We start from the raw sequence: 26,967 nt of genomic DNA on the forward strand, positions 1-26,967 counted from the left end.
GTGAGCTTATAACGTCGAGGGAGAAATATTCCGCTCTACGCGGTAACACGTTTTGTGTCGAAACAGGGGGTTTCTCATGGGCCAGATCAGCGTCACTCCGGAAGAACTGAAGCAGCAGGCTCAGGTCTACACGCGCTCCAAGGAAGAGATCGAGCAGGCGATCCAGAAGGTCAACCAGATGAACTCGACCATTGCCGAGCAGTGGAAGGGTCAGGCTTTCCAGGCCTATCTCGAGCAGTACAACCAGCTCCATGAGAGCGTGAAGAAGTTCGAGGAACTGCTGGTCAACATCAACGAGCAGCTGAACAAGTACGCCGACACCATCGCCGAGCGTGACGCGCAGGATGCGCAGAGCTTCGGCTTCTAGCCGGCACCCGCGCGACGAGCACCAGGCAGCGCAATCCCGGCGCGGCGTTCTCCGCGGGGGTGCGACCGCCGGTGCGCTCATCGTCGGGCTGACGATCGCACCGGCGGTCATGGCCGCAGCGGACGACCCTGACGACGCGGGGAGGCTGAGCCTCAACACCACCGTTCTGGTCAACGACTCGGTCGGGGCCGGTTCATCCGGAGAGTTCGCGATCCGCAGCAGCCTGTTCTCCGACCGCATCTCGGCGCAGGCCGAGGAGCGGCAGAAGAAGTCGGCCGAACGGCTCAGCGCGGTGGAGGCTTTGGATTTCGCCACGGCTCCATCCGCCGATGACCCGTACCGATCGGTGCGAGCGGCTCTGTTCGAGAGCTACTCCTCCGACGTGATCGCTTCGTCGAGCGAGGAGCACGAAGAGTCCTCCGTGCTCGTCGGCGTGCTGGCCGTCGTCGTGGTGCCGGTCGTGCTCCTGGCCGGGGTGGTCACGGGAAGGATCTGGGCGAGAAGAAGGCGGGTCGGGACGTGATCGAGATCACCCTTGTCCAGGGACACCGGCAGATCGACCTTCTCGTGCCGCGCGCGGTCCGGTTCGGCCGGCTGCGGCAGTTGATCCTCGAAGCATTCGCGGCGAAAGGCACTGCGCTCCCCGACGACTTCTCGTTCGCGCTCGACGACAAAGCGCTCGCGGTGAGCGGGTACGACTACATTTCCTCGTTCGGCATCGGCAATGGCGATCGCCTTCAGATTGTGACGTAAGCGAACAAATGCGTATTGAGAGAGACGGAACCGTCCTGGAGCTCGAGGCGGATTCCGGAGGCCTTCGCGCGCGCGTGGAGAAGAACGGCTACCGCAGCTCGTGTCTGGAGGTGATCTCCCGATACGTCGACGCGACCGAGACCGACAGCGGACTCGTGCTGAGCTACGCTCTCGCCGACGGTGAGACCAGCTTCCGGGACGCCGTCGGCCGGGCCAGGACCCGGCTCGACCGGTTGTCGCTGGCCCAGAAGCTCGTGGCGTGCGTCGGCTACCGGGACAGCTTCCACGTGCCCGTGATCCACCCCGACAACGTGTACCTCGACGGCGCCCTGCTCCGGGTGGTGCACTGCGGACTCCAGGGCATGCTCGCGCCGATGGCGTTCGACGAAGCGCACTTCCTCGCCTCGCTGCAGGCGATGGTGCTGCAGATCTTCCGCCCCAAGCTCGCCTTCGAGCACCTCCTGGATGGCGCGTCGGCTCTCAACGACACCTTCTCGACGGCGGTGCGGCAGGCGGCCACGACCGACGAACTGTTCGCGTTGATCGGTGCGGAACTCAAGGCCGAGCAGGCGGACGTCGAGGCGCGCGAGGTCAGCGTCCCGAAGCGCCGCTACGCAGGGTACCGGGTCGCAGGCGCGCTCGGCCTCGCCGCCGCGGCGGTGGCCGGCGTGTTCGCCTGGCAGACCGCCGGCCACAACCGCCTGCAGGACGCGGTCGTCGCCTCCCAGGCGCGCTTCCTCGCGAACGACTACGGCGGCGCGTTGACGGAACTGGAAGGCTTCGCGGCGACCTCGCTGCCGGCATCCGCGAAGTATGTGCTCGCGGTGTCGAGCATCAACCTCGACGATCTCACCGCCACGCAGAAGCAGGCGATCCTGAACAACATCTCTCAGAAGTCCGACGAGGTGACCCTGAACTTCTGGATCGCCATCGGCCGGGGCGAGTTCGAGCAGGCCCTCGACTACGCGCAGAACCTCGGGGACGAGCAGCTCACCTTGCTGGCCTACACCGACCTGTACCAGGCGACGAAGCTGGACGCGCAGATGGCCGGCGGCAAGAAGCAGGAGCTCCTGGACAAATACGCGAAAGCCATCGACGAGTTGACGGCCAAGCTGGAGGGCACGAGCGACGCGGCGGCGGCGCAATGAGCGTGTTCGAGACGGAGCAACTCGCGGAGGTCGCGAGTGCCGCACTCGACTCCCGGCTCGATCCGGATCAGCTCCTCTTCCTCGTCTACGTTGTCGATGGGGAGCGGGCCGTGCGGCTGTCCCTCACCGAAGAGCACCCGTTCGTCGAGCATGACGGCCACAAGTTCAGCGTGGTCAACGAGGCCCTGTATGTCGACGGGGAGTCGATGGGCGCCGGACCGGGAACCGTCGGAGCGCTCGAGTGCGTGGTGATACCGGTCGCGCTCGCCCGCACCGAGTGCTTCGTCACGGACACGACCGCGGCCCTCGTGATCGGTGATGTGCCTTATGCCGGCATCCGGGTCGCGGAGGCGCCGCTGCTGATCGTGCAGGGCGACGCGCTGATCGTCGAAGCACAGGGACGACTCGTGTACGTCGACGGTGTCGCGATCGACGGGCGGCAGGTCTGCGATCTCGACGTCGGCACCGTCGTGTTGACCGCGGGATTCATCCTGGAGCGACGGCCGACGCAGTTCAAGATCACCGCGTTCGGCTCCGACGTGGTGTTCGATCACACGAAACTGCTGGTGCAGCCGCCGGCGCAGGAGTTCCCGGCCGATTTTCCCGACTATCGACGATCTCCGAAGCTGAACCTGGAGGTCGAGGACGCCGAGTTCACGCTGCAGGGTCCCGACAAGCCGGCCGCCAAGCCGAAGAACCGGGTCGCCCGGATGGTGCTGCCGCCGTTCTTCATGATCGCGGCCTCCAGCGTGACGACGCTGATCATCGGGAGCAACCCGGCCATGATGCTCGGGATGGGGCTCGCGACACTGCTGACGGCGTCGTTCACGGTGTCGCAGTACGTCACCGAGCGGAGGGAGGTCAAGGCCGCCGCGCTCGCAGCCGAGGAGGACTACTCCCGATACCTCGTGAGAACCGTGGCCGAGGTCTCCCGGGCGCATGACGGCGAGCGCGCCGTGCTGCGGTACCAGCAGCCCAGCCCGCACGAGCTCGCGGCGATGGTCGAGCGCTACGACCCGAGGATCTACGAGCGCCAGCGCTTCAACCGGGACTTCCTGCAGGCCTCGCTCGGGTCGTCCGACCGGCCATCCGCGCTGAAGGTGTCCTCCTCCGTGAGCGAGAAGGATTCGAGCGTCGCGGCGTTGCAGGTGGCGGAGCTCGCCGCGGGATTCCGGACCCAGCGCGACGCCCCGACTCCGGTCGGCCTGGCGGGCCAGACCCTCGGGCTCGTCGGTCCGCCCGACGTCGTGACCGACGCAGTGCAGTCGCTGCTGTTCCAGGTCGCGTTCTTCCACTCGTACCGTGACGTCAATTTCGTCAGCCTGCTCTCCCGCGAGGCGTTCACGCGGACGTGGAGCCGGTGGCGCCTGCTGCCGCACTTCACGCTGCAGGAGCTGAACCTGCGGGGGTTGGTCTACAACGACCGGCTGCGCGACGTCGTGCTGAACGGCTTCTACCAGCTCCTCCAGAAGCGCAAGCAGGCGCTGAAGGACGCGGGCACGCAGAAGCCGCAGTTCGCTCCGCACTACGTGTTCACGATCTCCGACGATCGCCACCTGGCCGGCCACGGCATCAACGAGCTGCTCGCCGAGGACATGAGCGACCTGGGGGTGACCGTGATCTGGTGCAGCGAGGACGCGAAACTGCTGCCCGAGACGGTGACCGCACTCATCCAGGCCCCGAACCGGGTGAAGGGCGAGCTCGTCACGGACGGTGACGTGTATGTGGCGACACCGTTCACACCGTATGCGCTGCCTGAGGACCTCGAGCACTCCCTCCGGAAGCTCTCGAACCTGAACCATCTGGAGGTCGAGAAGAACGCGGTCCCGGAGGCGCTGAGCCTGCTGGAGCAGTACGAGGTGAAGACCGTCGACGACCTGCGGATCGCCGATCGGTGGGCGAGCGCGGAGCCGAACAAGTCCATCGCGTCGCTGATCGGCTGGCGCGCCAGGTCCGATCACGTGTATTGGGACCTGCACGAGCGTGCGCACGGCCCGCACGCGCTGGTCGGCGGCACGACAGGTTCAGGCAAGTCGGAGTTCTTGACGACCTACCTCATCGGTCTCGCGATCAACTTCTCCCCGGAGGACGTGGGCATGCTCATCATCGACTGGAAGGGCGGCGGCATCGCCAACACGCTCGACCGGCTGCCGCACTTCATGGGCGCCATCACCAACCTCGACGGCGCGGGCACGGCCCGAGCCCTTGCGAGCATCAAGGCGGAGCTCGACAAGCGGCAGCGCGAGTTCGCGACCTACGGCGTCAACAGCATCAACGCGTACATGACGCTGTACAAGCAGCGCCATGACCCGAAGCCGGAGGTGAAGTACCCGACGAAACCGCTGCCGCACCTGGTGCTGGTGTCGGACGAGTTCGCCGAGCTGAAGGCCAACGTGCCGGAGTTCCTGGACGAGCTGACCTCGGTCGCGCGGATCGGCCGGAGCCTCGGAGTACATCTGATCCTCGCGACGCAGAAACCGAGTGGCGTGGTCAACGACCAGATCGAGGCGAACTCGACCTCGAAGATCGCGCTGAAGATGGCGGGCGAGCAGGACTCGAACGAGCTCCTGAAGACGACCGACGCCGCGCACATCACCAACCCCGGCCGCGGCTACCTGAAGGTCGGCCAGAACGAGGTGTACGAGCTCTTCCAGAGCGGCTACGCCGGTGTGCCGTACGACCCGGACGCGCAGGTCATCGAGAAGGTGGACGAGCGGATCTACCGGATCAACGACCTCGGCCAGTACGAGCTGTTCTACGACCCGGACGAGGAGGTCGAGCAGGGCAAGGACACCAGCGAACTGCCGTCGGAGCTCGAGGCGGTCATCGACGGCATCGTCGATGTCTTCGACAGGGACGAGGCGCTGACGCGGCCGGACAAGCCGTGGCTGCCGGGCCTGGCGGGGAGGATCGCATCGCCGGAGCCTGCCGGGCAGAGCCGGTCCGGCATCCCGCTCGGCCTGCTCGACATCCCGAGCCGGCAGGCGCAGGAGAGCTATGAATTCGATCTTGCGCGGGCCGGGCACACTGTGGTCTTCGGCAGCCCCGGGTACGGCAAGTCGACGGTGCTGCAGACGATCGTGGTGAATCTCGCGAAGGCCCGGACTCCCGAACAACTGCACGTGTATCTGTTCGACTTCGGCAACAACGGGCTTCTTCCGTTGCGGGACCTGCCCAACGTCGCGGACATCGTCACTCCGGAGGAGGGCGAGAAGCTCAGCAAGATGCTCAGCGCGGTCTCGGACGCGATGGCCTCCCGTAAGCAGCTGTTCAAGGATGCGGGCGTCGCGAATCTTGAGCAGTACGAGGCGAAGACGTCGCGGGCGCTCCCGGTCACGCTCAACGTGCTCGACGGCTACGACAACCTCACCACGAACGATTCCAGGAAAGACACCATCGACAACGTCCTGTTGCAGGTGCTTCGCGAGGGCGCAGCGCTCGGTGTGTATCTCGTGATGAGTGCGAGCCGGGTGGGCGGCGTGCGCATGAACATGCTCAGCAACGTCTCGACGAAACTCTGCCTCTACGTGAACGACGAGAGCGAGCTGGCCCAGCTCCTCGGCAGGGAACGGCTGCAGCAGACCGACCTTCCGGGCCGTGGCCAGCTCCTCACTGATGCGCCGACCGCGATCCAGTTCTACCTGCCTGCGGAGGGGGAGAACGGCTCCGAGACCCTTACGGCGCTCGAAGCGCAGGTGACGGCTCTGAACGACGCGTGGGCTGGCGCGCGGCCGGCGCAGATCCCGATGGTGCCGCGGGAGTTGACCACGGAGGTGTTCACCCGTCTCGCAACGCGCGACGCCGCATCGAACAGGCTGCTTCTCGGCTTGAACAAGCTCACTTCCGAGCCCGAGACGCTGGACCTCTTCACGGGCAAGTCCATGGCGATCTTCCCGGAGTCGGGAAAGCAAGCGGCTCTGCTGTACCCCTTCATGATCGGACAGCTCGTCGAGGCTGTCGAAGCCGAGCGCTTGGTGGTGATCGACGCGCATGACGCCCTGCGAGAACATCTTGCAGCCGAACCCGCGCTGTACGTGGGCAAGAAGGCCCTGAAGGCTCACGCTGACACGGTGAAGCTCGCGCTCGCCGAGTTGGTGGAGCACGGCACGCAGGTGCCGCGGTGCGTGGTCATCAATGGCATGACCGACGTGTTCGACAAGCTCACGTTGCCGATGGATCAGATCTCCGAGGTCCTCGGTCTGGGCAGTGAGCTCGTCCAGATCATCGTTCTGGATCACCTGTCGAAGGTGAACAGCATTTTCGCATTGGCCGGCCCGCTGAAGGAGAACATCCATCAGATCCTTTTCGGCGGTGACCTGAACGGGCAGCGCTTCATCGAGGGTCTTCCGCTCGGCACGAAGAGGGAGACGCACGGCAAGAACGTGCTGCACTCCGTCATCGATGGAGAACTGGACCACATCGTCGTGCCGACCCCGAACGAGAGCGAGGGGTGACGATGACTCTGGAGTTGCAGGGGCGGCTTCTGGGGCTGGGCTCCATCGTCCGGCTCGAGAACGATCGGGCCTCCGGGCTGTTCGTCGTCCTCGCGCGCGGGGCGTTCCGCCCGGAGATGGAGCGACCCGAAGTGGAGCCCCGATATCTGGTCGCTCCGCACCCGTACGGCGAATCGCCCGATCAGGAGACCTTCCCCATCTTGGCCGGAGACGTCGAGGAGATCGTCTTCGAGGGGTACAGCGACAGCGCTGACGAGGCGTTCCTGGCGGACCTTCTCGACCAGATGGAGAACGGCCCCCGACAGATCAGCCGTGCGCAGCAGTTCACCGGCCCGCTCACGGAGCTTCCCGAAGCCTCGGCGCCTGACGCAGAGGATTCGGACGCAGTGGAGCCCGGCGTCGATCCGTTCGCGGAACTTCGTCGATTGACCGAACAGGACCACAGAAGGGATGAACGATGAAGGTCGCTTCGAATACCGCCGCGGCGCAGGCCGCCGTGGCGGGCTTCGCGAACATCGAGGTTGAGAGCGATGGTCAGCAGGTGACGCTGGGGTCGAGCACTGTCGCGAGCATGAAGGAAGGCGCGAGCGTTGCCAACGGAGTGCTGGACAGCATCTCGGCGTTCATTTCCGGCGTGAAGCGGCAGGCCGACGGCGTTACGGCTCTTGCGTCGGAGATCGAGGCACGTGACAAGCGCGATGCCGCGAGCGTAGGCGGAACTCGATGAGCGACCGCGAGGAGCAGCTTCTGGCGCTCGACCGGCAGATCAGGGATCGCGAGAGTCGGACCGCGGAAGACCTTGCGACGATTCGCGTGCTCAGCGAGCAGTGGGCGTCGTATGCCCACGTGATGCGCGTGCATTCCGAGCGGTTTGAAGAAGCCGGTGTCCGCCTGGATGCGAAGAACTACTTCGTGCAGAAGGGGCTGGCCGCGAGCAGAGAGCTCGACGCCTACGTGAGCCGGCTGGCAGGTGATCACGCAGAACTTCTGGATGAGACCGAGCGGTCGCTCCGCTCGGCGTCGGAGGCCGAGCTGGAACGGTTACGGCGAGAGAAGGCAGACGTGTCGTGGGGCTGATCTACGACGCGGGGGAATCGGCCGCGTTGGCCGGTGCGCTTTCGGCGAAGCTGACCACCGCGACGGCTGTGCTGGATGCCACGGACAGCGCCTGCGCACAGTTGGGGGAAGCGTTGGCGGGCGGGCAGCTTTCGGGTAACGGCTACTCGGCGGTCGACACTCTCTTCGCGCAGATCATTCGGCCGAGCGTCGTGGATGCGCGGAGCGAGATCGATGCCATCCGGAAGGACCTGGAGCGGTACTCGCAGGCGGACTCGTTTGTGGCCGCGTTCGGGGTTCTGAAAGAGGACGAGCTGAACACGCAGCTGACGGCGACCAGGGCGCAGCGGGTCGCGACAGAGCGTCAGATCGAGGCGAACCGGACGGCTGCTGCTGCGTCGTCGACGATGCCCGGGTTGGCTCCGGCATTGGAGGCGGGGAACGCGCAGTTGGAGTTGGTGCTGGGGCAGCTCGACGCCACGGTGCGGGACGTGGAGGGCAGACTGCAGGCGTTGCATGACTTCGCCGCGCGGACGTTTGGGCTGTTCGTGGACAGGCTGATCAATCTTGCGGCGGCGACCGGCGACACGGTTTCCCTTCTGGAGCAGTTGCGCGGCTCGCTCGTCCTCGGGTCTGCGGGGACTGGTCTCGGTGCTGGTTTGACGAGGCGGGCGATCCTGGATCAGCTCGCCGGCAACAAGATCACACGCGGCGCCGGTGGCCGGTTGAGATCGGGTGGGACCGTTCTCTACAAGCCCGCGAACGGGCGCCTCTACGCCGGGGGAGTGGACTTCAATAAGGCCACCGGAACCCGGATCGATCACTATCAGAAGTGGGTCAAAGCCGGCGCAAGCGGCTTTGCCGCCGATGTTGTGGATGACTTCAAGGGGTGGAAGGGCGCGTCGAACCTGACCAAGGTCAGTAAGGGCCTGGGGTTGGCGGGGACGGCGATCTCCGTCGGTGCCAACGTCAACAAGTACTTCGGTGATGGGGATGCGACGCGCGAGGATTGGCGCGACTTCGCTGTTGACACTGTTGTCGATGTCGGCAGCGGCGCTGCGGCGGCAGGGATCGGCGCAGCAGTCGGGTCGTTCATCTTGCCGCCCTTGGGGACGGTCGTCGGAGCCGGCATCGGGATCGTTGCCAACGCGGTCCTGAACGAGTGGAAGTTTGCTGGGGACAAGTCGGCGGTGGAGTGGGCTAAAGAGGGTCTGAAGAGTGCGTGGGACAGCATTGCGGCGAAGTTCTGGTGACGCGATGAGCAACCAATTGAGCAAGTCTGAGCGTGAGCGCGATGCAGCAAACCAGACGTACTTCATTACTCTTGCAGAGAGCAGGGCGTCGCTGGGTGGTTTGTCTGGGTTGGCATTCATCAACGCGGCCCTCATGAGCCTGCTGACGTTCACCATTGTGGCCTCAATGGCTTTCTATGTCGGCTCCCGGTCGTTCCTGTTCCTTTACTTCGCGCATCTGGCTGTTCTGGGGTTCAGCGCTGTTGTGTTCCTGGTCTCGTTGGTCAGGCCGTTGACTTTTCGGTTTCAGGTGTTCTTCTCCAGCCTCCTGGCAGTCTTTGCGACCCTTCTGGTCTACACGCTGTGCCTTATGGGGCTGGGGATGATCACCAATGTGACCCGGGGAGGCTACACGATGTTTGATCTCGCAGTCTTTCCCGTCGTTGCCGTGATTGGGTTGTTGTACGTCTGTGGTGCGACTGTGGTGCATGTCTTGCTATTGCGGAAGCGTTTGCGCGAAGGTCACTCGGAGGCGCGGACGTGGGGGAACCTCGTGGCTGCGTCGAGTGTGTATAACTCGAAGAGCTTGTGGACCATTTTCGGGGCGGTGATGATCGTCCCGAATGTGCTCACGCAAGGCCAGTACCTGTGGAACATGTTTGGCGTGGCGGCTTTTCTGCTTTTCGCGACGGTGACGCCGAGTTTGCCGGTGGAGTTCACCTACCTTGCGTATTTGAAGTCGCGGGATAGGCGGTATTGGGAGCATCGGCCTGGCAGGCGTGTCCGTTCGAAGGGTGAGGTGCGCGCGATTGTGAAGAAGGTCGCGCTGTGGGTGGGCATTGTCTTCGCGTTCTGCGTGGTGATGCTGGTCCTGACCAAGCTAGGGATGTCGGATTCACGGTGACGAACCAGCGCGCGACGGAAGTTCGGAGTGCACGATGGGAAGGACACTTCATGCGGTTTAAGCAGCGGACGTTGAGCATGCACAACGTCGTGAGTCACACGGCAGAGCTTCGCCCGGGCGACGACCTCTTCGAGGTCGTCGACCCTGTCGGCGATTACTTCAAGCAGGTCTTGATGCACAACGGCTACTACACCAGTGGTCCGCTTGTCTTCTCCAGCGTTCCCGGCGGCCGGGACTTCACGATCATGACCACTCTCGGCAACCGGATCAACATCGTCGAGGACCGCGCTGACAGTTTCCGTTTCAGCGAGCACCTCGAAGTGGAGACCGACTTCTTCTACCGGCATTACGATCTGGACGAGCCGGTGCCGTATGAGGAGATCGAGCGGGCGGTGGCCGCGGCTGGGCTGGAGATCAAGACCATCTACCATGTGGTCCTCAAGTTCTACGGCGAGGTCATGCTCGACCTGTATGTCGACGCGGTGGCTCGCTGATGGATGCTCTTCTCCAAGGCGTCACTTTCGACGAGAAGCTGGCGTATCAGAACGTGGTCAGTCGCCGTGCGACGTTCCACTACAGCGCGCTCGGCGAACAGCTCGGATCGTTCGTCTCGGACGTCGTCCGGCAGGGTGGCACCCCGAAGGGGCCCTACGTGTACAGCCTGAACAACGTGCCGCTGGATGAGATCACCGACATCGAGTTCTTCCTCCCGATCCGAGAGAGCACCTTTGCGGCTGAAGAGGGCACGCGGTTCCATTCGTATTTCGAGGTCGGCCCGCTGGCGAAAGGCATCGTCGCCGGCGACTTCGAGCACCGGACCGAGCAGGTCTACGCACAGCTCCTCGCAGCGTTGGACGGCAATGGCCTGGAGATCAACGCACCCTTCTTCCATGTCCTCCCCGAAGACGGCTCGAAGTACGCGTCGGTGTATGTCGGCTACGTCGACCCGAGCGAAGCGGTGGACTGAGAGGGGCGAGCATCGATCCGCAGAAGGGCGTATTCGGCTTGGGTCTGGAGCTTTGTGAGCATCGAGTGAGCAAGACGCTTCTCGGCGAGTGATGTTCATTGAACAAACGACGAAGAATCTGTGTCGGCCTCGCTCGACTATGCCGAGCGGTTCTGTCGGCTAGCCCTGCACGACAAAATGCTCGACGACTACGACACTCTCTGATCGTCCATTCAACCCAGAAGTAGTGGAAACGGCCTGACGATCGGCCACACCAATCGGGGTATCGAAACCCACCGACCTCGCTCCCGGTGACACGCTCGAAAGCACCGTTCGTGCGAAGCTCACCCCGAACTTCCTACTCAACGTTTGTCCTCCCTTATGCGCGGCGCGCTGGGGCACGGACCTTCCTCTTGCGAATCGCGCCGGCGACCGCCATCGCGAACCCTCCCACGAGCAATCCGCCTGCGAACACGATCAGCCCCTTCGGGTCCAGGATGCCCGTGGCGTCCGACGCGACCGACGCCACGGTCGCCCGCTCCGGTGTCACATTCTTCGCGTCGATGGGAGCGGAGAAGAACGCGTAGATGCCGCCCGTATCCACGCCGGGTGTCCTGGTGTTCGCGAGGACGGTCGCGAAGTTGGCGTAGTACGCCTGGTTGTCGGCGAGGCCCGCGTTGCCTGAGGACAGCAGCTTGTTCACTCCGCTGAGCACCGTGCCGGCGCCGGTCGATGTCGTGGTCGAGTTCTGGAGGAGCGCGTCGAACAGGCTGGAGTTGTCGGGTGTCGTCGTGGAGTCGATGGTGAGCCGGCTGCTGGTTTCCGCCGAGCGGGAGATGAACGCGGTGATCTCGTTGCGGAGTCGGTCGCTGTTGTCGACGTAGATTCCACCGCTGTCGGGGTCGTATGCGCTCCAGTCCTGGACCTCGAGGCTGGTGGCCGTGCTCGGTATCAGGGCGGCATTTCTCACGACGTCGAGCGTGTCGGCGGACCAGGTGTCCAAGTTCGACAGCTCGGGCTCGAACAGAGGAGACGGCACGCGAGCCGGGTCGAGCGAGTCCCTGATCGTCTCGAGCGCCTGGATTTCGTGGTGCAAGGTGCCGAGGATCCCGGGGTCGACCGGAGTTGCCGGAGGCACGGCTGGAGCTTTCAGTAGCACTTCGACGGCTCGCAGGGCGGTGATTCTCTGGTCGAGGTCGTCGAAGACACCCTGCATCGTGAGCGCGTCATCCTCGGAGTGCTGTTCGATCGCTTGCCGGAGCTCGGCGAGCCGAAGCAGCAGATGCGGCGGGATGACGCCCTCCGAGTCCGCACACGGCTCTGCTGCGTCCATCGCGTCGAGGCCGCTCAGCGCGCAGAGCAGGGTGGTTCTGAACTGTTCGAACTGCGTCCCGTAGAACTCGCGGTCGGCCTCGGACTGGGCGGCGATGCTCCTGTTGCTGTTGTCGGCGTTGAGCTGTGCGATCTCCCGCTGCCGGGAGGTGTACTCCTCGATCCCGGGAAGCTGGCCGGCGAGCGCTTCGCGGTTGCCGGCGAGCAGATCCGCGACCGATTTCGCGTAGGAGCTCTGAGCTTCGACGGTGGCCGCGTTCACGTCTTTGAGGCCGCTGGCGCTCGAGATGAGGCTGTCGAAGGTCGGCATCGTGGCGGAGAACGGCTCCTGCACTTCCGAGGCGAGCGCAGCGATGAGGGCCTTCTGGATGCCGAGCGTTGCGCTCATCTGCCCGTCGGCCTGTGCGATGTTGTCGGCGAGCGAGGCGTAGTACATGGTGACGACGCTCCGGTTGAAGTCGTGCAGGACGTCGCGGATCCTGCTCTCCAGGAGCCGGTCCGCGCTGACGTCCGGCTGGTGGCGCAGGCGGAACTCGACCGTCGCCTTGGTCGGGCTGGTCTCCTGGAGCGTCAGGATGTCGTGCGTGAACGAGCGCGGGATGTAGAGGACGGCGTCGACGGAGCCGTCCTTGTACGCCTTCTCCGCCACCGGCCGGGAGACCACCGTCCAGTTGTACTCGGAGTCCTTCGAGATCCGGTCCACGAAGGAGGCGCCGAAGGCGTACTCCTCGCTGTTGAACTCGGCGGCGAGGTCCTCGTTCACCAGGCCCACGGTCGGCCGGAAGTCGCCGACGCGGTGCGCGGCGTCGTCGTTCAGGATGAGGAATCCGGCGACCAGCGCTGCCAGCAGTACGGGTACGGACGCGAACCGTACGACCTTCGATCTGCGCTTCCCCCTCGACGGACCCCCCATGTGCACCTCTCCTCACGACATCGCCGAATGCTCGTCCCATCATAATGCGTCTGAAATCTGAGCCTGGATATCCAAGCCAGGGGGGCGAAGAAAAACCGCCGAGTACGCGGACAATTCGCGTACTCGGCGGTTGGGGTCGAGGGAGGGGGAGCGGGTCAGCCGGCCAGTTCGGGGGCCCAGTCGCCGGTGGCGAGGTACTGGACCTTCTTGGCGATGGAGACCGCGTGGTCGGCGAAGCGCTCGTGGTAGCGGCTGGCCAGCGTGGCGTCGACGGTGTCGACGGCCTGGCCCTTCCAGGTCTCGCCGAGCACCTTGTCGAAGACGCTGGCGTGCAGCTCGTCGACGTCGTCGTCGTCGTTGCGGATCTCGTCCGCGATGCGCAGGTCCTGGGTGCGCAGCAGCTCGGCGAGCTTCTCGGCGATCTGCACGTCGAGGCGGCCCATCTCGGCGAAGGTCCCGCGGAGGCTCTTCGGCACGACCTTGTCCGGGAAGCGGTAGCGGGCGAGCTGGGCGATGTGCTCGGCCATGTCGCCCATCCGCTCCAGAGACGCGCTGATCCGCAGGGCGCTGACGACGATGCGCAGGTCGCGGGCGACCGGCTGCTGGCGGGCGAGGATCTGGATCGACAGCTCGTCCAGGAGGACCGTCAGCTCGTCGATGCGGTGGTCGTTGGCGATCACCTCTTCGGCGAGGGAGACGTCGGACTCGTTGAACGCCTCCGTGGCGCTGCGGATCGAGCGGACGACCAGCTCGGCGATCTCGACCAGCCGGTCCTGGACGTCGGCCAGCTCCTGCTGGAAAACTTCGCGCATGGGATGAGGTCCTTCCTGAGCGTGCGCGCGCACGCGGGATACAGGGGTCAGACGACCCCGCTCAGCATGGTCGCCTCGGGAGGTTAACGGCGGGTGCCGTACGCCTGAACACTGTCTAACGTACCCGCGAAAACACGCGGCGGAGAGCCGCATCGGTCACGGCGCGCCCGCGCGGATCACCTACGCTTGCGGTATGGACTCCGCCTGGTTGGTGCTGCTCTCCCTCGGGCTGGGGCTGGTCGTGGGTGCGGGGTTCGTCTGGATCCTGCACATCGCCGCACGGCGCGGAGACCACGCGGCGGCCGTGTCCAATCCGGCCGTCCCGGACGGCGTCGACCAGGTGCTCGACGCGATGGAGTCGGCCGGCGTCGTGCTCGACCCGTCGAACAACGTCATCAAGGCCTCGCCCGGCGCGCACGCGATCGGCCTGGTCTGGAACGGCGCCCTCGTGCACCCGCATCTCGTGGAGCTCGTCGACCGCGTCCGCCGCACCGGCGAGCCGGTCACGGAGGAGTGCGAGCTCGCCCGCGGACCGTTCGGCGACGCCAACATCCACCTCAGCGTGCGGGTGGCGCGGCTGGGCTCCCGCTACATCCTGCTGCTGGCGGAGGACCGCACCGAGTCGTTCCGGCTGGAGTCGGTTCGGCGCGACTTCGTGGCGAACATCAGCCACGAGCTGAAGACCCCGATCGGCGCCGTCGGGCTGCTGGCGGAGGCGCTGGACGACGCCTCCGACGACCCGGACCAGGTCCGACGGTTCGCGCTGCGCCTCAGCGAGGAGGCCGCCCGCCTCGCGCGGATCACCCAGGACATCATCGAGCTGAGCCGCCTCCAGGCCGCCGACGCCCTCGGCGACGCCGAGCAGCTGTCGGCCAAGAAGGTCGTCCGCGCCGCCATCGACCAGAACAAGGTCGCGGCCGAGGCGCGCCAGATCGAGATCGCGATGCGCGGCGAGAAGGACGCCACCGTGATCGGCAACGAGGCGCTGCTCGTCACGGCCGTGCACAACCTCATCTCGAACGCGATCCAGTACTCCCCGGAGGACTCCCGCATCGGGATCGGCGTGCGTACCGTCGACGGCGTCGTCGAGATCGCCGTCACCGACCAGGGCGAGGGCATCCCGGAGGAGGACCTCGACCGCGTCTTCGAGCGCTTCTTCCGGGTGGACCAGGCCCGCTCCCGCAACACCGGGGGCACCGGGCTCGGCCTCTCGATCGTCAAGCACGCCGTGCAGAACCACGGCGGCGAGGTCCGGGTCTGGTCGCAGCCCGGCCGCGGCTCCACCTTCACCATCCGGCTGCCCGAGGCCGCCACCGTCCGTCCCCCGATTGGAGAGAATCTGTGACAGCCATCCTGCTCGTCGAGGACGAGGCCGCGCTCAGCGAGCCGCTCGCGTACCTGCTCAAGCGCGAGGGCTACGAGGTGACGGTCGCCGAGGACGGCCCGACCGCGCTCGCCGAGTTCGACCGCGCCGGCGCCGACCTCGTCCTGCTCGACCTCATGCTGCCCGGCATCCCCGGCACCGAGGTGTGCCGCGAGATCCGCACCCGTTCCAACGTCCCGATCATCATGCTCACCGCCAAGGACTCCGAGGTCGACATCGTGGTGGGCCTGGAGCTCGGCGCCGACGACTATGTCACCAAGCCGTACTCGTCCCGCGAGCTGCTGGCCCGCATCCGCGCCGTGCTGCGCCGCCGCGTGGACGAGGCCGAGCTGGAGGACGACGGCATCCTCGAGGCCGGCACCGTCCGCATGGACGTCGACCGGCACACGGTCGCGGTCAACGGCGGCGAGATCTCCATGCCGCTGAAGGAATTCGAGCTCCTGGAGCTGCTGCTGCGCAACGCCGGCCGCGTGCTCACCCGCGGTCAGCTCATCGACCGGGTCTGGGGGAGCGACTACTTCGGCGACACCAAGACGCTCGACGTGCACATCAAGCGCATCCGCTCCCGGATCGAGGAGAGCCCGTCCGACCCGCAGATGCTGGTCACCGTGCGCGGCCTGGGCTACCGCTTCAACGCCTGACCGCGGCGCGCGCCGCGAACGACGAAGCCGCCCTCGCTTCTCGCGAGGGCGGCTTCCGACGTCTGGGACGCAGGCCCGCTCAGTTCTGCGCGGGCAGGATGGTCGGCGGCACGAGGCTCTTGTAGTCCGGGAGGCCGCCGTCGAGGACGGGGACGTCCAGCTTGACGCCGGTGGCGTCGCCGTACTGGAAGTACACCGGGTAGAGGCTGCCCGGCAGCGCGTCGAACGGGGTGAGGAAGACGTTGCTCGAGGAGGCCTTGTCGGGCTGGGCGCCGATCTTCTTGACCTCGCCGGGCTCGACGGTGACGTAGGCGGCTCCGCCGGAGGAGGCGGACGTGATCGCGACACGGTGGCTCTTGCTGTCGGTGTTCACCAGGCTGACGACCAGGTTGCCGACCTTGCCGCCGACGCCGTCGGTGACGATGAAGGCGTTGCGGACGTCGATCTGGCCGACATTGCCGCTCACGCCGTCGCTCGCGTCGTAGTGCTTCGTGGTGGCCTGCGGTGCGATGAATCCGCACCCGGCTGTGCCGGCTGCGACCGCCAGGGCGAGGACGATGGACGCCGCGACGCGAGCTTTCACTGGATGACCCTCCCGATCGTTCCGCTCGACGGCGCGCTGATGCCCTGTGACGTAGCGGTTTGAGCACGAGTTTACCGTATGCCGACAGGGCTTCCTGGCCCGCCGGGAGGTGCGGGGGCGAACCTTAGCATGTGCCTCGTGTGGTATCCTATTCGTTGCTGAAGGGACAACATATCTATGCTTTTCGAGGTCGGCGAAACCGTCGTTTACCCCCATCACGGTGCTGCAACGATCACCGAGGTCAAGAAACGAATCATCAAGGGTGAAGAGAAGCTGTACCTCAAGCTCAACGTGACTCAGGGCGATCTGACCATCGAGGTCCCCGCTGAGAACGTGGATCTCGTGGGTGTGCGCGATGTCATCGGCAAGGAGGGCCTCGACCGCGTGTTCGAGGTGCTGCGCGCCCCGTTCACCGAGGAGCCCACCAACTGGTCCCGCCGCTACAAGGCGAACCTGGAGAAGCTGGCGTCGGGCGACGTCATCAAGGTGTCCGAGGTCGTCCGCGACCTGTGGCGCCGCGACCAGGACCGCGGCCTCTCCGCCGGTGAGAAGCGCATGCTGGCCAAGGCGCGGCAGATCCTGATCTCCGAACTCGCGCTCGCCGAGAAGACCGACGACGAGAAGGCGTCCAGCCTGCTCGACGAGGTGCTCGCTTCCTAACCCGCGATTCACCCGCTTCGAAAGGCCCGCGACTTCGGTCGCGGGCCTTTCGGCGTTCCGGGGAGCAATCCAGGACCTGGTGGCCGCGCTCGCCGTCGGGACCGTTGGTACGCTCGTCGGGTGAGCAGCAACCCTGGGCCGCGCGTCGCGGTCGTCGTCGTCGCCGCGGGATCGGGCGCCCGGCTGGGGGCCGAGGTCCCGAAGGCGTTCGTGGAGCTCGACGGCGCGACCCTCCTGGAGCGGTCGCTGCATGCCGTGCGCGGCATGCGGTCGCCGGTGGAGCCGATCCTGGTCGTCCCCGCCGACCGCGTGGCCGAAGCCGCGGAGCTGGCGCACCGGGTGTTCGGCCGGCCGGCGGACGTAATCGCCGGCGGCGCCACCCGGCAGCAGTCCGTCGCCGCGGGTCTCACGGTCCTCGGCGACGAGGTGGAGGTCGTGCTCGTGCACGACGCCGCCCGCGCGCTCGCGCCCTCCGCGCTCTTCGACGCCGTGGTCGCCGCGGTGGTGGAGACCGGGCACGGGGTGATCCCCGGCTTGCCGGTCAGCGACACCATCAAGCGCGTCCACGCCGACGGCTCCGTGCACGAGACGGTCGACCGGTCGACGCTCGCGGCGGTGCAGACCCCGCAGGGCTTCCCCCGCGACCAGTTGCTCGCCGCGTACGCGGCCGCGACGACGGACGAGACCGACGATGCCGGGCTCGTGGCCGCGGCGGGGTACCGGGTGACGGTGCTCGCCGGCGAGGCGGACGCCTTCAAGATCACCACGCCCTCGGACCTGCGACGGGCGCACGACCTCGTCGCCCCGTCCGGCGCGCCCCGGATCGGGCTGGGCACCGACACGCACGCGTTCGATCCTTCCGCCGAGCTCTGGCTGGCCGGACTGCACTGGCCGGACGAGGCGGGGCTGTCCGGGCACAGCGACGGCGACGCCGCCAGCCACGCCATCGTCGACGCGCTGCTCGGGGCTGCGGGGCTCGGCGACATCGGCGGGGTGTTCGGGACGGGCGACCCGCGGTTCGCGGGCGCGCACGGCGAGGTGTTCCTCGCCGAGACGCGGCGCCTGGTGGAGGAGGCGGGCTTCCGGATCGGCAACGTCTCCGTGCAGCTCATCGGCCAGCGGCCGAAGTTCGCGCCGCGCCGGGTCGAGGCGGAGCGGCTGCTGTCCGGGATCCTCGGCGCTCCGGTGTCGCTGGCGGCGACGACCACGGATGGCCTCGGCTTCACCGGGCGCGGAGAGGGGATCGCGGTTCTCGCGACCGCGCTGCTCTTCCCGCGCTGAGCGCGCGCCGGCCCTTCCATCGTCCGGCGGCTCAGCGGATCGGGCGGGTCAGGCGCCGGCATCAGCGGCCTCCCGTCGACCGCGCTGCTCTTCCGCACTGACCGCGCCGGCCGCTCGCGGTTCTGGCGTCTCGCACTGTCCGGTGGCTCGGACGACCGGCGGCTCAGGGGATTGGCGTCAGCGGCCTCCAGTCGTCCGCGTCGGGGTCGCCGCCGCTCGCCGCGACCGCCAGCCGGGGGAGGAAGTGCGCCCAGCCGGCCCGGTGACCGGCCACGCGCGGCTCGGGGAGGCCGGTGTGACGCACCTGCACGCGCGTCCCGCTCCCGAGCGGCGTGAGGGTGAACGTGACGGTGGACGCTCCGGGCGGCAGGTCGGAGCTACCGGCCACGCCCCAGCTGATGACCACGCGATGCGGCTCGTCCACCTCCAGGAACTCGCCGCGGATCGGGCTGCCCGCGATGTCCGCGGTGAACTCGCCTCCCGGGCGCGGATCGAGGACGGCGTACTGGCCCATCCACGCCGTCAGGCCGGCGGGCGTGACCAGGTAGGCGAACACGGTCTCCGGCGGCGCGGTGATGTCCACCGACGAGACGTGCTCAGCCATCGGCGGGCTCCCCGCTGTCCGCTGCCCCCGCGCTCTCCACCGCGGCCTTCAGCGCGGCGAGCCTGCCCGGCCAGAAGTCGTCCAGGTAGGAACGCACGGCGGCGAGGCCGTCGTCGTCCACCACGAAGAGGTGCCGGGTGCCCACGCGGCTCCCGGAGACCAGGCCGGCGCGACGGAGCACCCCGAGGTGGTGCGAGGTCGTCTGCTGCGAGAGGCCGAGCTCGGAGGCGAGCCGGCCGACCGGGACGGGGCCGTCGCGGAGCGCGGCGAGGATGGCGCGCCGGTTCGTATCCGCCAGGGCGGTCAGCGCGGCGTCGAGGGACTGGTCGAGTGCGGCCTGGGTCATGCGCCTCCTTTTCGGCCTCAGGCTATCACAAATGATGGTTTGTACTTATGCTCGTTTGTGGAAGGGATACACCATGACGGAGACGGACAGCGCGGCGATCGGCCGCGCGTACATCGAAGCGGTCGGCGGCCACGATCTGGAGACGGTCGACCGCCTGCTCTCGGAGCGGCTCGCTGCGCGCTTCGCGGGAGGGACGATCGGGAAGGAAGAGTGGATCGCGGCGCTCGAACGGCTGCTGCCCGCGCTGGTGCGCAACGACGTCCGCGAGGTCTTCGCGGACGGGGACCGCGCATGCGTCGTCTACGACTTCGTGACGGACACCCCGGCGGGCGCGGTGCCGTGCGTCGAGCTCGTGTCCGTGCGCGACGGGAGGATCACGGAGATCGAGCTGATCTTCGACCGGCTCGCCTTCGCGCCCGTGAACGAGGCGCTCGCCGCCCGCGCCGCGACCTGAGGTCCTCCGCAGCCGGATGTCCTCCACAGCCGCGCGCCGGCCCCGACCTGTCGACATCTTGCGGGGTGTCTACGTGGCGGATGCCGCGACCCGTAGGCTGGTGCCGTGACTCTGCGACTCTTCGACACGAAGGCCGGCGCCCTGCGCGACTTCGTCCCCCTGCGCCCGGGTGCGGTGGGTATGTACGTCTGCGGGCCGACCGTGCAGTCGTCGCCGCACATCGGGCACCTGCGCTCCGCGCTGGTCTACGACCAGCTGCGCCGCTGGCTCGCCTACCGCGGGCTCGACGTCACGCTGGTGCGCAACGTCACGGACATCGACGACAAGATCCTCGTCAACGCCCTGGCCGCGCAGTCCCAGGGCGGCTCCGAGGAGTGGTGGGCGCTGGCCTACCGGTTCGAGCTGGAGTTCACGGCCGGCTACACCGCGCTCGGCGTGCAGCCGCCCACCTACGAGCCGCGGGCGACGGCGAGCATCCCGCAGATGCAGGAGCTGATCGCGCGCCTCATCGAGCGCGGCCACGCCTATGTGGCCGAGGACGGCTCGGGCGACGTCTACTTCGATGTGAAGAGCTGGGCCGCCTACGGCGAGCTGACCCGGCAGAGCATCGACAACATGGAGGCCGCGGCCGACGCCGACCCGCGCGCCAAGCGCGATCCGCGCGACTTCGCGCTCTGGAAGGGCCGCAAGAGCGACGAGCCGGACTCGGCGGCGTTCCCGTCGCCGTGGGGCGAGGGCCGGCCGGGCTGGCACATCGAGTGCTCCGCCATGTCGCGGCGCTACCTCGGGCCGCAGTTCGACATCCACGGCGGCGGCCTCGACCTGCGCTTCCCGCACCACGAGAACGAGCTCGCCCAGTCCACCGCGGCGGGCGACGCCTTCGCGTCCTACTGGGTGCACAACGGCCTGGTGCACGTCAACGGGCAGAAGATGAGCAAGTCGCTCGGCAACTCCGTCTACGCCGCCGACCTGCTCGGCGCCGCGCGCCCGCTGGTGGTGCGGTACTACCTCGGCTCCGCGCACTACCGGTCGACCATCGACTACCACGACGGGTCGCTCAGCGAGGCGGAGGCCGCCCTCGACCGGATCGCGGGCTTCTTCGAGCGCGTGGACCGACGGCTCGCGGGCACGCGCTTCGCCGGCAGCGGCGTCGAGATCGTCCCAGGCGCCTTCGCCGAGGCGATGGACGACGACCTCGCGGTGCCGCAGGCGCTCGCCGTGCTGCACGACACCGTGCGTTCAGGAAACGCGGCGCTGGATGCGGAAGACTTGGAGGCGGCCGCGACCGCACGCGGCCACGTTCTCGCGATGACCGAGGTCCTCGGCATCAACCCGCTCTCGCCGCACTGGCGCTCGGCCGGGTCGAGCGCGGCCGAGCACGCGCTCGGCACGCTGATCGGCCGGCTGCTCGACGACCGGCAGGAGGCGCGGCAGTCGCGCGACTTCGCGGCGGCGGACCGCATCCGCGACGAGCTCACCGCCGCGGGAATCAGTATCGAAGACACCCCGACGGGGTCGCATTGGAGTATCGAAGCATGAAGAACTCGGGTGGCAAGCCCCGCGCCGGGGCCGTGAGGAAGAGCAAGAAGGGCGCCCAGGTCGGCACCGGCGGCCACGGCCGCAAGGCGCTCGAGGGCCGCGGCCCGACCCCGAAGGCGGAGGACCGCGAGTACCACGTCGCGTACAAGAACAAGCAGCTGCGCGAGCGCGCCGCGGCCAAGGCCGAGCTGCGCGGCGGCCGCGACGGCGCTCCGCGGGGCGCGTCCGGCGCCGCCCGCCGGGCGAAGACCGGCGACGAGAGCGAGATCGTCACCGGCCGCAACTCCGTGCTGGAGGCCCTGCGCGCGGCGATCCCGGCCTCCACGCTCTACATCGCAGCGCGCGTCGAGATGGACGACCGGATGAAGGAGATCCTCTCGATCGCCACCGGCCGCGCCATCCCGGTGCTGGAGGTCATGCGACCGGAGCTCGACCGCCTGGCCGGCCGCGACGCCGTGCACCAGGGCGTCGCGCTCAAGGTGCCGCCGTACGAGTACGCCCACCCGGGCGAGCTGCTCGACCTGACGCTCCGCAAGGGCCAGACGCCGCTCTTCGTCGCCCTGGACGGGATCACCGACCCGCGCAACCTGGGCGCGATCATCCGCTCGACCGCCGCGTTCGGCGGCCAGGGCGTGATCGTCCCGCAGCGCCGCTCGGTCGGGATGACGGCGTCGGCCTGGAAGACGTCCGCGGGCGCCGCGGCACGCACTCCCGTCGCGATGGCCTCCAACCTGACGGCGACGCTCAAGGAGTTCAAGAAGGCGGGCGTGTTCGTGCTGGGCCTCGACGGCGGCGGCGACACCTCGCTGCCCGGGCTGTCGTTCGCCGACCGCCCGGTCGTGATCGTCGTCGGCAGCGAGGGCAAGGGCCTGTCCCGCCTCGTGACCGAGACCTGCGACGCGGTCGTCTCGATCCCGATCTCGGCGTCGACGGAGTCGCTCAACGCGGGCATCGCGGCGAGCGTGACGCTCTACGAGATCTCGAAGCTGCGCGCGGAGGCCAAGGCCGCCACGCGGTGAGGCCCGGTCGCGCCGACTCCGGTCGCGGGCTACGTCGGGGTGCCGGCGTAGCCCGGCATGCTCATGACCGAGAAGAACAGCACGAGCCAGACGATGAAGAACAGCGCGACGAAGGCGATCCCCACGTAGCCGATGATGAGGCCGGCCAGCGCCATCCCGCGGCCCGCCTCCCCGGTGCGCTTGATCTGCGACAGCGCGATGTGCCCGGTGATGACCGCGACGATGCTCACGGCGAACGCCGAGACCAGCGAGACGATCGCCAGGACGTTCGTGCGCGGCGCCGGCGGAGAGGCGTACGGGTACGGCGGCTGGGCCTGGCCGTACTGCGCCTGCCCGTACGGGGCCTGGCCGTACTGCGGTTGCACGTACGGGGCCCGGCCGTACTGCTGCTGGCCGTACTGCGGCCCGCCGTCGGGCTGCCGGCCTCCCGGCTGGTCGTCGTGGGACATCGGGCTCCTCGCTCTGTCACAGTCAGAGCGTAGCGGGCCGCTGCCCGGCGCCGCCGTCACCAGACCGGGGGCGGTGGGTCACACCTTCGAGCGCCAGTCGTCCTCGTCGTCGTCCTCGTCGAGTCCGGCGGCGCTGCGGATCACCGGGATGCTCATCGTCTCCGTCGGCGGGCCGACGACCGTGGCCTCGTCGCGGCGGTGCCGCAGGATGTCGTTGATGTACGACGTCAGCGCCTCCGCCAGCGGGACGTCGCGGCCCTCCGCCTGCGACATGAACCAGCGGTGCTCCAGGAGTTGGTGGAAGACCTCCGCCGGCTCCAGCTTGCCCTTCAGGTCGGCCGGGATGGCGCGGACCACCGGCTCGAAGACGCGCATCAGCCACTCGTGGGCCATCGCCTCCTCGTCCAGCCCGCGCTTGCCGAGCGTCGCCGAATACGAGTCCAGGTCGTTGAGGAGGCGGCGCGCCTGGTTCTCGCCGGTGTCGAGGCCGGTCAGGCGCAGCAGACGGCGGGAGTGGTGGCCGGCGTCCACGACCTTCGGCTGGATGCGGACGGTGGTGCCCTCGTCCGAGGTCTTGATCGCCAGCTCCTCGATGTCGAAGCCGAGCTCGTTCAGGCGCTCGACCCGCTGGCTGATCCGCCAGCGCTCCGACGACGAGAACGACTCGCTGCCGGTCAGCTCCTTCCAGAGCGAGCGGTAGGCGGCGACGATCCCGTTCGACACCTTGATCGGGTCGAGCTCCTCGTCGACGCGGCCGCCGGCCTCGAGATCCATCAGCTCGCCCGCGATGTTGACGCGGGCGATCTCCAGGTCGTTCTCGCGCTGGCCGTTCGACAGGCCGCCGTCGTAGAGCTGGCCGGTCTCCGCGTCCACCAGGTAGGCGGCGAAGGCGCCGGCGTCGCGCCGGAACAGCGTGTTCGAGAGCGACACGTCGCCCCAGAAGAAGCCGACGATGTGCAGCCGGACCAGCAGCACGGCCAGGGCGTCCACCAGGCGGGTGGCGGTGTCGGGGCGCAGCGTCTGCGAGAACAGCGCGCGGTAGGGGAGCGAGAACTTGAGGTGCCGGGTGACCAGCGCCGCGTTCAGGGCGCCCCCGTCGTCGTCGGTGCGGTTCTTGATGACCGCGACGGGATCGACGCACGGGACGTCGAGGCGCTGCAGCGTGCGCAGCATCTCGTACTCGCGCTGCGCCATCTCCGCCGTCGTCTCCTTGATGGCGATGACGTAGCCGGACATGTTCGCGAACCGGACCAGGTGCCGGCTGATGCCCTTCGGCAGCAGGGCGATGTGCTCGTTCGACCACTGCTCGAGCGGGATGTTCCAGGGCAGATCGAGCAGTGCGGGATCGACGGTCGCCGCGGTGATGTTGACAGAGCCGGCCATGTTGGCGCCTTCCAGGGACAGGTGGGGGCGGAAAGCACTCTGCCGCAGTCCGGGCACGGACTGCGGCAGAGTGAGGATTCGCTCCGTCGACCTCAGTCGACGACGGCGCCGCCGAGACGCTCGCCCGTCTCCGCGTGGAAGAGGTGGACGTGGCCCGGCTTCGGGGTGATGTACACGGTGTCGCCCGCGTTCGGGTGAACGCGGCCGTCGACGCGGCCGACGATGTCGGTGCGCTTGCCGTCGACCTCCGAGTGGCCGTACAGGTAGCCGTCGGCGCCGAGCTCCTCGACGAGGTCGACCGCGACCTTCAGGCCGCCGCTCTCGGCGGTGGAGACGACGACGTCCTCCGGGCGGACACCGATGGTGACGGCGTTGCCGGCGTTGGCGAGCACGTCGCGCTCGACCGGGACGACCGAGGTGCCGAACTTGATGCCGCCGTCGGTGACGTCCGCGGTGAACAGGTTCATGGCAGGCGAGCCGATGAAGCCGGCGACGAAGACGTTCTTCGGCTGGGCGTACAGGTCGCGCGGGGTGCCGACCTGCTGGAGCACGCCGTCCTTGAGGACCGCGATGCGGTCGCCCATGGTGAGCGCCTCGGTCTGGTCGTGGGTGACGTAGACCGTGGTGACGCCGAGGCGGCGGGTGAGGGACGCGATCTGGGTGCGGGTCTGGACGCGGAGCTTGGCGTCGAGGTTCGACAGCGGCTCGTCCATGAGGAACACCTGGGGGGAGCGGACGATCGCACGGCCCATCGCGACGCGCTGACGCTGACCACCGGAGAGCGCCTTCGGCTTGCGGCCGAGGTAGGGCTCCAGGTCGAGCAGCTTGGCGGCCTCGAGCACGCGGGAGGCGCGCTCGTCCTTGCCGACACCGGCGATCTTGAGCGCGAAGCCCATGTTCTCGGCGACGGTCATGTGCGGGTACAGCGCGTAGTTCTGGAACACCATCGCGATGTCGCGGTCCTTCGGCGGGACGTCGGTGACGTTGCGCTCGCCGATGAAGATGTTGCCGTCGTTGACCTCTTCGAGGCCGGCGAGCATCCGGAGGGACGTGGACTTGCCGCAGCCGGAGGGGCCGACGAGGACGAGGAACTCGCCGTCCGCAATGTCGAGGTCGAGAGCGTCGACCGCGGGGCGGTTGGAACCCGGATAGAGCCGGGTCGCCTTGTCATAGGTGACAGTCGCCATTTTTCTTTTGTCTCCTTCACCGGCAGGTACGTGCCGGACGATCCGTTGTGAATGGAATAGACGTGGCGTCGACGTCCAAGGGCGTCGATGCCACGACCCCCATAGTAAGGCATCCGGAGCGCACCTCTTACCACCGCCTGAGCGGGCGCCGGCGCCGGCCGCCGTCCCGCACTCGGGGGGCAACGTGCAGGTGGTGCTCGGGACGTCAGCGGGGTATGTCTGGTCTATTCCCAGACTGCCGCAATATGGTCGTCTGGTCGCGTCTGCTCACGCACACCCGGCAGCACGTCCCCCCGCGTGCCGCGTCGCCTACCCTGAGAGCCGATTTTCCACGAACATGAGTTCCATCAACGACCCGGACGAGAGCCGCAGCGGCGATGTCCGCGCGGCCGCGCGGGAGAAGGCCCGCCAGCTCCGCACCAGCCAGCAGCGCAAGGACCGCAGGAACAAGACCCTGCTGACCGGCGGCATCCTGATCGGCGTCGTCGCGATCGCGGCCATCGTCGCCGTCGTCATCATGGGTGCGATCCGCCCGACCGTCCCCGGCCCGAAGAATATGGCGAGCGACGGCGTGGTCGTCGGCTCCGGCCTGACGGTCAAGGCGACCCCGGCGCTCGCGGCCGACGCGAAGCCGGTCGCCAGCACCCCCGACCCGAACGGCAGCGCCGTCGACATCCGCATCTACGCGGACTACCTGTGCAAGCTGTGCGGCGAGTTCCAGCGCACCAACCTGAAGCAGCTGCAGCCGCTCGTGAAGGACGGCGCCGTGACGGTCGAGATGCACCCGGTCGCGATCTACACCAGCCACTCCGCCGGGACCCGCTACTCGCTGCGCGCCGCGAACGCGGCGGCGTGCGTCGCCAACTACGCTCCGAAGTCGTTCTGGGCGTTCAACGAGGCGCTGTTCGCGAACCAGCCGGCCGAGGGCGGCCCCGGGCTGACCGACGACGAGCTGAAGAAGCGCGCGGAAGCGTCCGGCGCCTCCCCGTCGGACATCGACTCGTGCATCGACGACGGGCGGTTCAAGACCTGGGTCGGCGCGGCCAGCGATCGCGCGCTCAGTGGCCCCATCCCGAACTCCTCCGTCAAGAAGATGACGAACGCGCTGCTCGTGCTGGTCAACGGCAAGCCGTACACCGGCTCGCTGACCAACGCGGACGACTTCAAGGCGTTCATCCTGCAGGCGCAGGGCGACGAGTACTCGTCGACCTCGACGCCCACGCCGTCGCCGAGCGCGGGGAGCTGACCGGCTTCCGGCGCCGAAGGGCGCCCGTCGCGCATCCCCTAGGATGGTTCGCGACGGGCGTCCGTCAGTTTCCGCCGACTTAGCTCAGCTGGTAGAGCACTCGCCTTGTAAGCGAGCGGTCGCGAGTTCGAACCTCGCAGTCGGCTCCATCCGTCCTCTCCGGCTCCGTGTCCATCGCCGCGTGCCATCGTGCGTGCGCGTGCTCGCCCGTGCCGTCATGCTCCCGCGTGCTTGCCGGGCATCGTCGCACCCTCTATCCTGATTGTGCGGTATC

At 67.7% G+C, this 26,967-nt stretch carries 28 protein-coding genes and 1 tRNA gene; 21 read left to right on the forward strand and 8 right to left on the reverse strand.

Going from position 1 to position 26,967, the window contains the following annotated elements:
- The first annotated feature begins 76 nt into the window (after nt 1-76).
- From HNR13_RS07340 to HNR13_RS07395, 12 genes are all read left to right on the forward strand, one after another.
- The gene (locus HNR13_RS07340; protein WP_179605143.1) at nt 77-367 is read left to right on the forward strand and encodes a WXG100 family type VII secretion target; all 291 of its coding nucleotides are present in this window, start codon (nt 77-79) and stop codon (nt 365-367) included.
- Nucleotides 345-890, forward strand: a complete 546-nt coding sequence (locus tag HNR13_RS07345; RefSeq protein ID WP_179605144.1) for a hypothetical protein — start codon at nt 345-347, stop codon at nt 888-890. Before HNR13_RS07340 ends, HNR13_RS07345 begins: the two co-directional genes overlap by 23 nt.
- Complete coding sequence (locus HNR13_RS07350; RefSeq protein WP_179605145.1) at nt 887-1,120, forward strand: EsaB/YukD family protein; 234 nt, start codon at nt 887-889, stop codon at nt 1,118-1,120. Before HNR13_RS07345 ends, HNR13_RS07350 begins: the two co-directional genes overlap by 4 nt.
- A gap of 110 nt (nt 1,121-1,230) precedes the next feature.
- The gene (gene essB / locus HNR13_RS07355) at nt 1,231-2,268 is read left to right on the forward strand and encodes a type VII secretion protein EssB (RefSeq protein WP_179605146.1); all 1,038 of its coding nucleotides are present in this window, start codon (nt 1,231-1,233) and stop codon (nt 2,266-2,268) included.
- Nucleotides 2,265-6,722 carry a type VII secretion protein EssC gene (gene essC / locus HNR13_RS07360; protein WP_179605147.1) on the forward strand — a complete coding sequence of 1,486 codons (4,458 nt, stop codon included), beginning with the start codon at nt 2,265-2,267 and terminating at the stop codon, nt 6,720-6,722. Before essB ends, essC begins: the two co-directional genes overlap by 4 nt.
- Nucleotides 6,723-6,724: 2 nt before the next feature.
- Nucleotides 6,725-7,183 (forward strand): DUF4176 domain-containing protein, encoded by a 459-nt coding sequence (locus tag HNR13_RS07365; RefSeq protein WP_218881461.1) that lies wholly within the window; start codon nt 6,725-6,727, stop codon nt 7,181-7,183.
- Nucleotides 7,180-7,449: a hypothetical protein gene (locus HNR13_RS07370; RefSeq protein ID WP_179605149.1), complete on the forward strand. Its 270-nt coding sequence runs from the start codon at nt 7,180-7,182 to the stop codon at nt 7,447-7,449. Before HNR13_RS07365 ends, HNR13_RS07370 begins: the two co-directional genes overlap by 4 nt.
- Complete coding sequence (locus tag HNR13_RS07375; protein ID WP_246312730.1) at nt 7,446-7,799, forward strand: hypothetical protein; 354 nt, start codon at nt 7,446-7,448, stop codon at nt 7,797-7,799. The genes HNR13_RS07370 and HNR13_RS07375 overlap by 4 nt, the downstream gene beginning before the upstream one ends.
- Complete coding sequence (locus tag HNR13_RS07380; protein WP_179605150.1) at nt 7,790-9,031, forward strand: hypothetical protein; 1,242 nt, start codon at nt 7,790-7,792, stop codon at nt 9,029-9,031. The genes HNR13_RS07375 and HNR13_RS07380 overlap by 10 nt, the downstream gene beginning before the upstream one ends.
- 4 nt (nt 9,032-9,035) lie before the next feature.
- The gene (locus tag HNR13_RS07385) at nt 9,036-9,914 is read left to right on the forward strand and encodes a hypothetical protein (protein ID WP_179605151.1); all 879 of its coding nucleotides are present in this window, start codon (nt 9,036-9,038) and stop codon (nt 9,912-9,914) included.
- Nucleotides 9,915-9,991: 77 nt separating this feature from the next.
- Nucleotides 9,992-10,408 (forward strand): hypothetical protein, encoded by a 417-nt coding sequence (locus tag HNR13_RS07390; protein WP_246312984.1) that lies wholly within the window; start codon nt 9,992-9,994, stop codon nt 10,406-10,408.
- Nucleotides 10,408-10,881, forward strand: a complete 474-nt coding sequence (locus HNR13_RS07395; protein ID WP_179605153.1) for a DUF5085 family protein — start codon at nt 10,408-10,410, stop codon at nt 10,879-10,881. Before HNR13_RS07390 ends, HNR13_RS07395 begins: the two co-directional genes overlap by 1 nt.
- 358 nt (nt 10,882-11,239) lie before the next feature.
- Here the strand turns inward: HNR13_RS07395 and HNR13_RS07400 are convergent, their stop codons facing one another.
- Nucleotides 11,240-13,105, reverse strand: a complete 1,866-nt coding sequence (locus tag HNR13_RS07400) for a YhgE/Pip domain-containing protein (protein ID WP_179605154.1) — start codon at nt 13,103-13,105, stop codon at nt 11,240-11,242.
- A gap of 155 nt (nt 13,106-13,260) precedes the next feature.
- Nucleotides 13,261-13,917, reverse strand: coding sequence for a phosphate signaling complex protein PhoU (gene phoU / locus HNR13_RS07405; protein WP_179605155.1), 657 nt, complete (start codon nt 13,915-13,917; stop codon nt 13,261-13,263).
- Between the two features lie 193 nt (nt 13,918-14,110).
- Between phoU and HNR13_RS07410 the strand changes: the two genes are divergently transcribed.
- Both HNR13_RS07410 and HNR13_RS07415 read left to right on the forward strand, forming a co-directional pair.
- Nucleotides 14,111-15,262, forward strand: coding sequence for a sensor histidine kinase (locus HNR13_RS07410; protein WP_179605156.1), 1,152 nt, complete (start codon nt 14,111-14,113; stop codon nt 15,260-15,262).
- Nucleotides 15,259-15,942, forward strand: a complete 684-nt coding sequence (locus HNR13_RS07415; protein ID WP_179605157.1) for a response regulator — start codon at nt 15,259-15,261, stop codon at nt 15,940-15,942. The genes HNR13_RS07410 and HNR13_RS07415 overlap by 4 nt, the downstream gene beginning before the upstream one ends.
- Before the next feature lie 79 nt (nt 15,943-16,021).
- Here HNR13_RS07415 and HNR13_RS07420 read toward each other — a convergent pair whose 3' ends face one another.
- Entirely contained in the window at nt 16,022-16,525 is a 504-nt protein-coding gene (locus HNR13_RS07420; protein ID WP_179605158.1) for a hypothetical protein, read from the reverse strand.
- A gap of 177 nt (nt 16,526-16,702) precedes the next feature.
- Here HNR13_RS07420 and HNR13_RS07425 point away from each other — a divergent pair, with 177 nt between their 5' ends.
- Nucleotides 16,703-17,185, forward strand: a complete 483-nt coding sequence (locus HNR13_RS07425) for a CarD family transcriptional regulator (protein ID WP_021763858.1) — start codon at nt 16,703-16,705, stop codon at nt 17,183-17,185.
- Between the two features lie 120 nt (nt 17,186-17,305).
- The gene (ispD, locus tag HNR13_RS07430) at nt 17,306-18,466 is read left to right on the forward strand and encodes a 2-C-methyl-D-erythritol 4-phosphate cytidylyltransferase (RefSeq protein WP_179605159.1); all 1,161 of its coding nucleotides are present in this window, start codon (nt 17,306-17,308) and stop codon (nt 18,464-18,466) included.
- A 163-nt stretch (nt 18,467-18,629) separates the two neighbouring features.
- Here the strand turns inward: ispD and HNR13_RS07435 are convergent, their stop codons facing one another.
- Both HNR13_RS07435 and HNR13_RS07440 read right to left on the reverse strand, forming a co-directional pair.
- Nucleotides 18,630-19,070: an SRPBCC family protein gene (locus tag HNR13_RS07435; protein ID WP_179605160.1), complete on the reverse strand. Its 441-nt coding sequence runs from the start codon at nt 19,068-19,070 to the stop codon at nt 18,630-18,632.
- Nucleotides 19,063-19,416 carry an ArsR/SmtB family transcription factor gene (locus HNR13_RS07440; RefSeq protein WP_179605161.1) on the reverse strand — a complete coding sequence of 118 codons (354 nt, stop codon included), beginning with the start codon at nt 19,414-19,416 and terminating at the stop codon, nt 19,063-19,065. Before HNR13_RS07440 ends, HNR13_RS07435 begins: the two co-directional genes overlap by 8 nt.
- 73 nt (nt 19,417-19,489) lie before the next feature.
- Between HNR13_RS07440 and HNR13_RS07445 the strand changes: the two genes are divergently transcribed.
- From HNR13_RS07445 to rlmB, 3 genes are all read left to right on the forward strand, one after another.
- Nucleotides 19,490-19,870, forward strand: a complete 381-nt coding sequence (locus HNR13_RS07445) for a nuclear transport factor 2 family protein (protein WP_179605162.1) — start codon at nt 19,490-19,492, stop codon at nt 19,868-19,870.
- A gap of 105 nt (nt 19,871-19,975) precedes the next feature.
- Nucleotides 19,976-21,409, forward strand: a complete 1,434-nt coding sequence (gene cysS / locus HNR13_RS07450; protein WP_179605163.1) for a cysteine--tRNA ligase — start codon at nt 19,976-19,978, stop codon at nt 21,407-21,409.
- Nucleotides 21,406-22,428, forward strand: a complete 1,023-nt coding sequence (rlmB, locus tag HNR13_RS07455; RefSeq protein WP_179605164.1) for a 23S rRNA (guanosine(2251)-2'-O)-methyltransferase RlmB — start codon at nt 21,406-21,408, stop codon at nt 22,426-22,428. Before cysS ends, rlmB begins: the two co-directional genes overlap by 4 nt.
- A gap of 29 nt (nt 22,429-22,457) precedes the next feature.
- On the opposite strand, the gene HNR13_RS07460 is transcribed toward rlmB, so the two are convergent.
- The 3 genes from HNR13_RS07460 to HNR13_RS07470 all read right to left on the reverse strand — a co-directional run bounded on the left by HNR13_RS07460 (nt 22,458) and on the right by HNR13_RS07470 (nt 25,447).
- Nucleotides 22,458-22,877 carry a DUF4190 domain-containing protein gene (locus HNR13_RS07460; protein ID WP_179605165.1) on the reverse strand — a complete coding sequence of 140 codons (420 nt, stop codon included), beginning with the start codon at nt 22,875-22,877 and terminating at the stop codon, nt 22,458-22,460.
- A gap of 78 nt (nt 22,878-22,955) precedes the next feature.
- Nucleotides 22,956-24,260, reverse strand: coding sequence for a DUF4032 domain-containing protein (locus HNR13_RS07465; protein WP_179605166.1), 1,305 nt, complete (start codon nt 24,258-24,260; stop codon nt 22,956-22,958).
- Nucleotides 24,261-24,352: 92 nt separating this feature from the next.
- Complete coding sequence (locus tag HNR13_RS07470) at nt 24,353-25,447, reverse strand: ABC transporter ATP-binding protein (RefSeq protein ID WP_179605167.1); 1,095 nt, start codon at nt 25,445-25,447, stop codon at nt 24,353-24,355.
- Between the two features lie 337 nt (nt 25,448-25,784).
- Here HNR13_RS07470 and HNR13_RS07475 point away from each other — a divergent pair, with 337 nt between their 5' ends.
- Both HNR13_RS07475 and HNR13_RS07480 read left to right on the forward strand, forming a co-directional pair.
- Nucleotides 25,785-26,693, forward strand: a complete 909-nt coding sequence (locus HNR13_RS07475; protein WP_218881189.1) for a DsbA family protein — start codon at nt 25,785-25,787, stop codon at nt 26,691-26,693.
- A 73-nt stretch (nt 26,694-26,766) separates the two neighbouring features.
- Nucleotides 26,767-26,842, forward strand: a tRNA-Thr gene (locus HNR13_RS07480).
- Nucleotides 26,843-26,967 lie beyond the last annotated feature (125 nt).

Origin of the sequence: Leifsonia shinshuensis (assembly GCF_013410375.1) — a bacterium.
Lineage (GTDB): Bacteria > Actinomycetota > Actinomycetes > Actinomycetales > Microbacteriaceae > Leifsonia > Leifsonia shinshuensis.

Coding starts and splice junctions, on each gene's coding strand:
- HNR13_RS07475 (WP_218881189.1), top strand. CDS start 25,785: ATGAGTTCCATCAACGACCCGGACGAGAGCCGCAGCGGCGATGTCCGC.
- HNR13_RS07390 (WP_246312984.1), top strand. CDS start 9,992: ATGCACAACGTCGTGAGTCACACGGCAGAGCTTCGCCCGGGCGACGAC.
- HNR13_RS07460 (WP_179605165.1), bottom strand. CDS start 22,877: ATGTCCCACGACGACCAGCCGGGAGGCCGGCAGCCCGACGGCGGGCCG.
- HNR13_RS07340 (WP_179605143.1), top strand. CDS start 77: ATGGGCCAGATCAGCGTCACTCCGGAAGAACTGAAGCAGCAGGCTCAG.
- HNR13_RS07385 (WP_179605151.1), top strand. CDS start 9,036: ATGAGCAACCAATTGAGCAAGTCTGAGCGTGAGCGCGATGCAGCAAAC.
- essC (WP_179605147.1), top strand. CDS start 2,265: ATGAGCGTGTTCGAGACGGAGCAACTCGCGGAGGTCGCGAGTGCCGCA.
- HNR13_RS07370 (WP_179605149.1), top strand. CDS start 7,180: ATGAAGGTCGCTTCGAATACCGCCGCGGCGCAGGCCGCCGTGGCGGGC.
- HNR13_RS07375 (WP_246312730.1), top strand. CDS start 7,446: ATGAGCGACCGCGAGGAGCAGCTTCTGGCGCTCGACCGGCAGATCAGG.
- HNR13_RS07395 (WP_179605153.1), top strand. CDS start 10,408: ATGGATGCTCTTCTCCAAGGCGTCACTTTCGACGAGAAGCTGGCGTAT.
- rlmB (WP_179605164.1), top strand. CDS start 21,406: ATGAAGAACTCGGGTGGCAAGCCCCGCGCCGGGGCCGTGAGGAAGAGC.
- HNR13_RS07435 (WP_179605160.1), bottom strand. CDS start 19,070: ATGGCTGAGCACGTCTCGTCGGTGGACATCACCGCGCCGCCGGAGACC.
- HNR13_RS07440 (WP_179605161.1), bottom strand. CDS start 19,416: ATGACCCAGGCCGCACTCGACCAGTCCCTCGACGCCGCGCTGACCGCC.
- phoU (WP_179605155.1), bottom strand. CDS start 13,917: ATGCGCGAAGTTTTCCAGCAGGAGCTGGCCGACGTCCAGGACCGGCTG.
- HNR13_RS07365 (WP_218881461.1), top strand. CDS start 6,725: ATGACTCTGGAGTTGCAGGGGCGGCTTCTGGGGCTGGGCTCCATCGTC.
- HNR13_RS07470 (WP_179605167.1), bottom strand. CDS start 25,447: ATGGCGACTGTCACCTATGACAAGGCGACCCGGCTCTATCCGGGTTCC.
- HNR13_RS07345 (WP_179605144.1), top strand. CDS start 345: ATGCGCAGAGCTTCGGCTTCTAGCCGGCACCCGCGCGACGAGCACCAG.
- HNR13_RS07465 (WP_179605166.1), bottom strand. CDS start 24,260: ATGGCCGGCTCTGTCAACATCACCGCGGCGACCGTCGATCCCGCACTG.
- HNR13_RS07400 (WP_179605154.1), bottom strand. CDS start 13,105: ATGGGGGGTCCGTCGAGGGGGAAGCGCAGATCGAAGGTCGTACGGTTC.
- HNR13_RS07410 (WP_179605156.1), top strand. CDS start 14,111: ATGGACTCCGCCTGGTTGGTGCTGCTCTCCCTCGGGCTGGGGCTGGTC.
- HNR13_RS07425 (WP_021763858.1), top strand. CDS start 16,703: ATGCTTTTCGAGGTCGGCGAAACCGTCGTTTACCCCCATCACGGTGCT.
- HNR13_RS07445 (WP_179605162.1), top strand. CDS start 19,490: ATGACGGAGACGGACAGCGCGGCGATCGGCCGCGCGTACATCGAAGCG.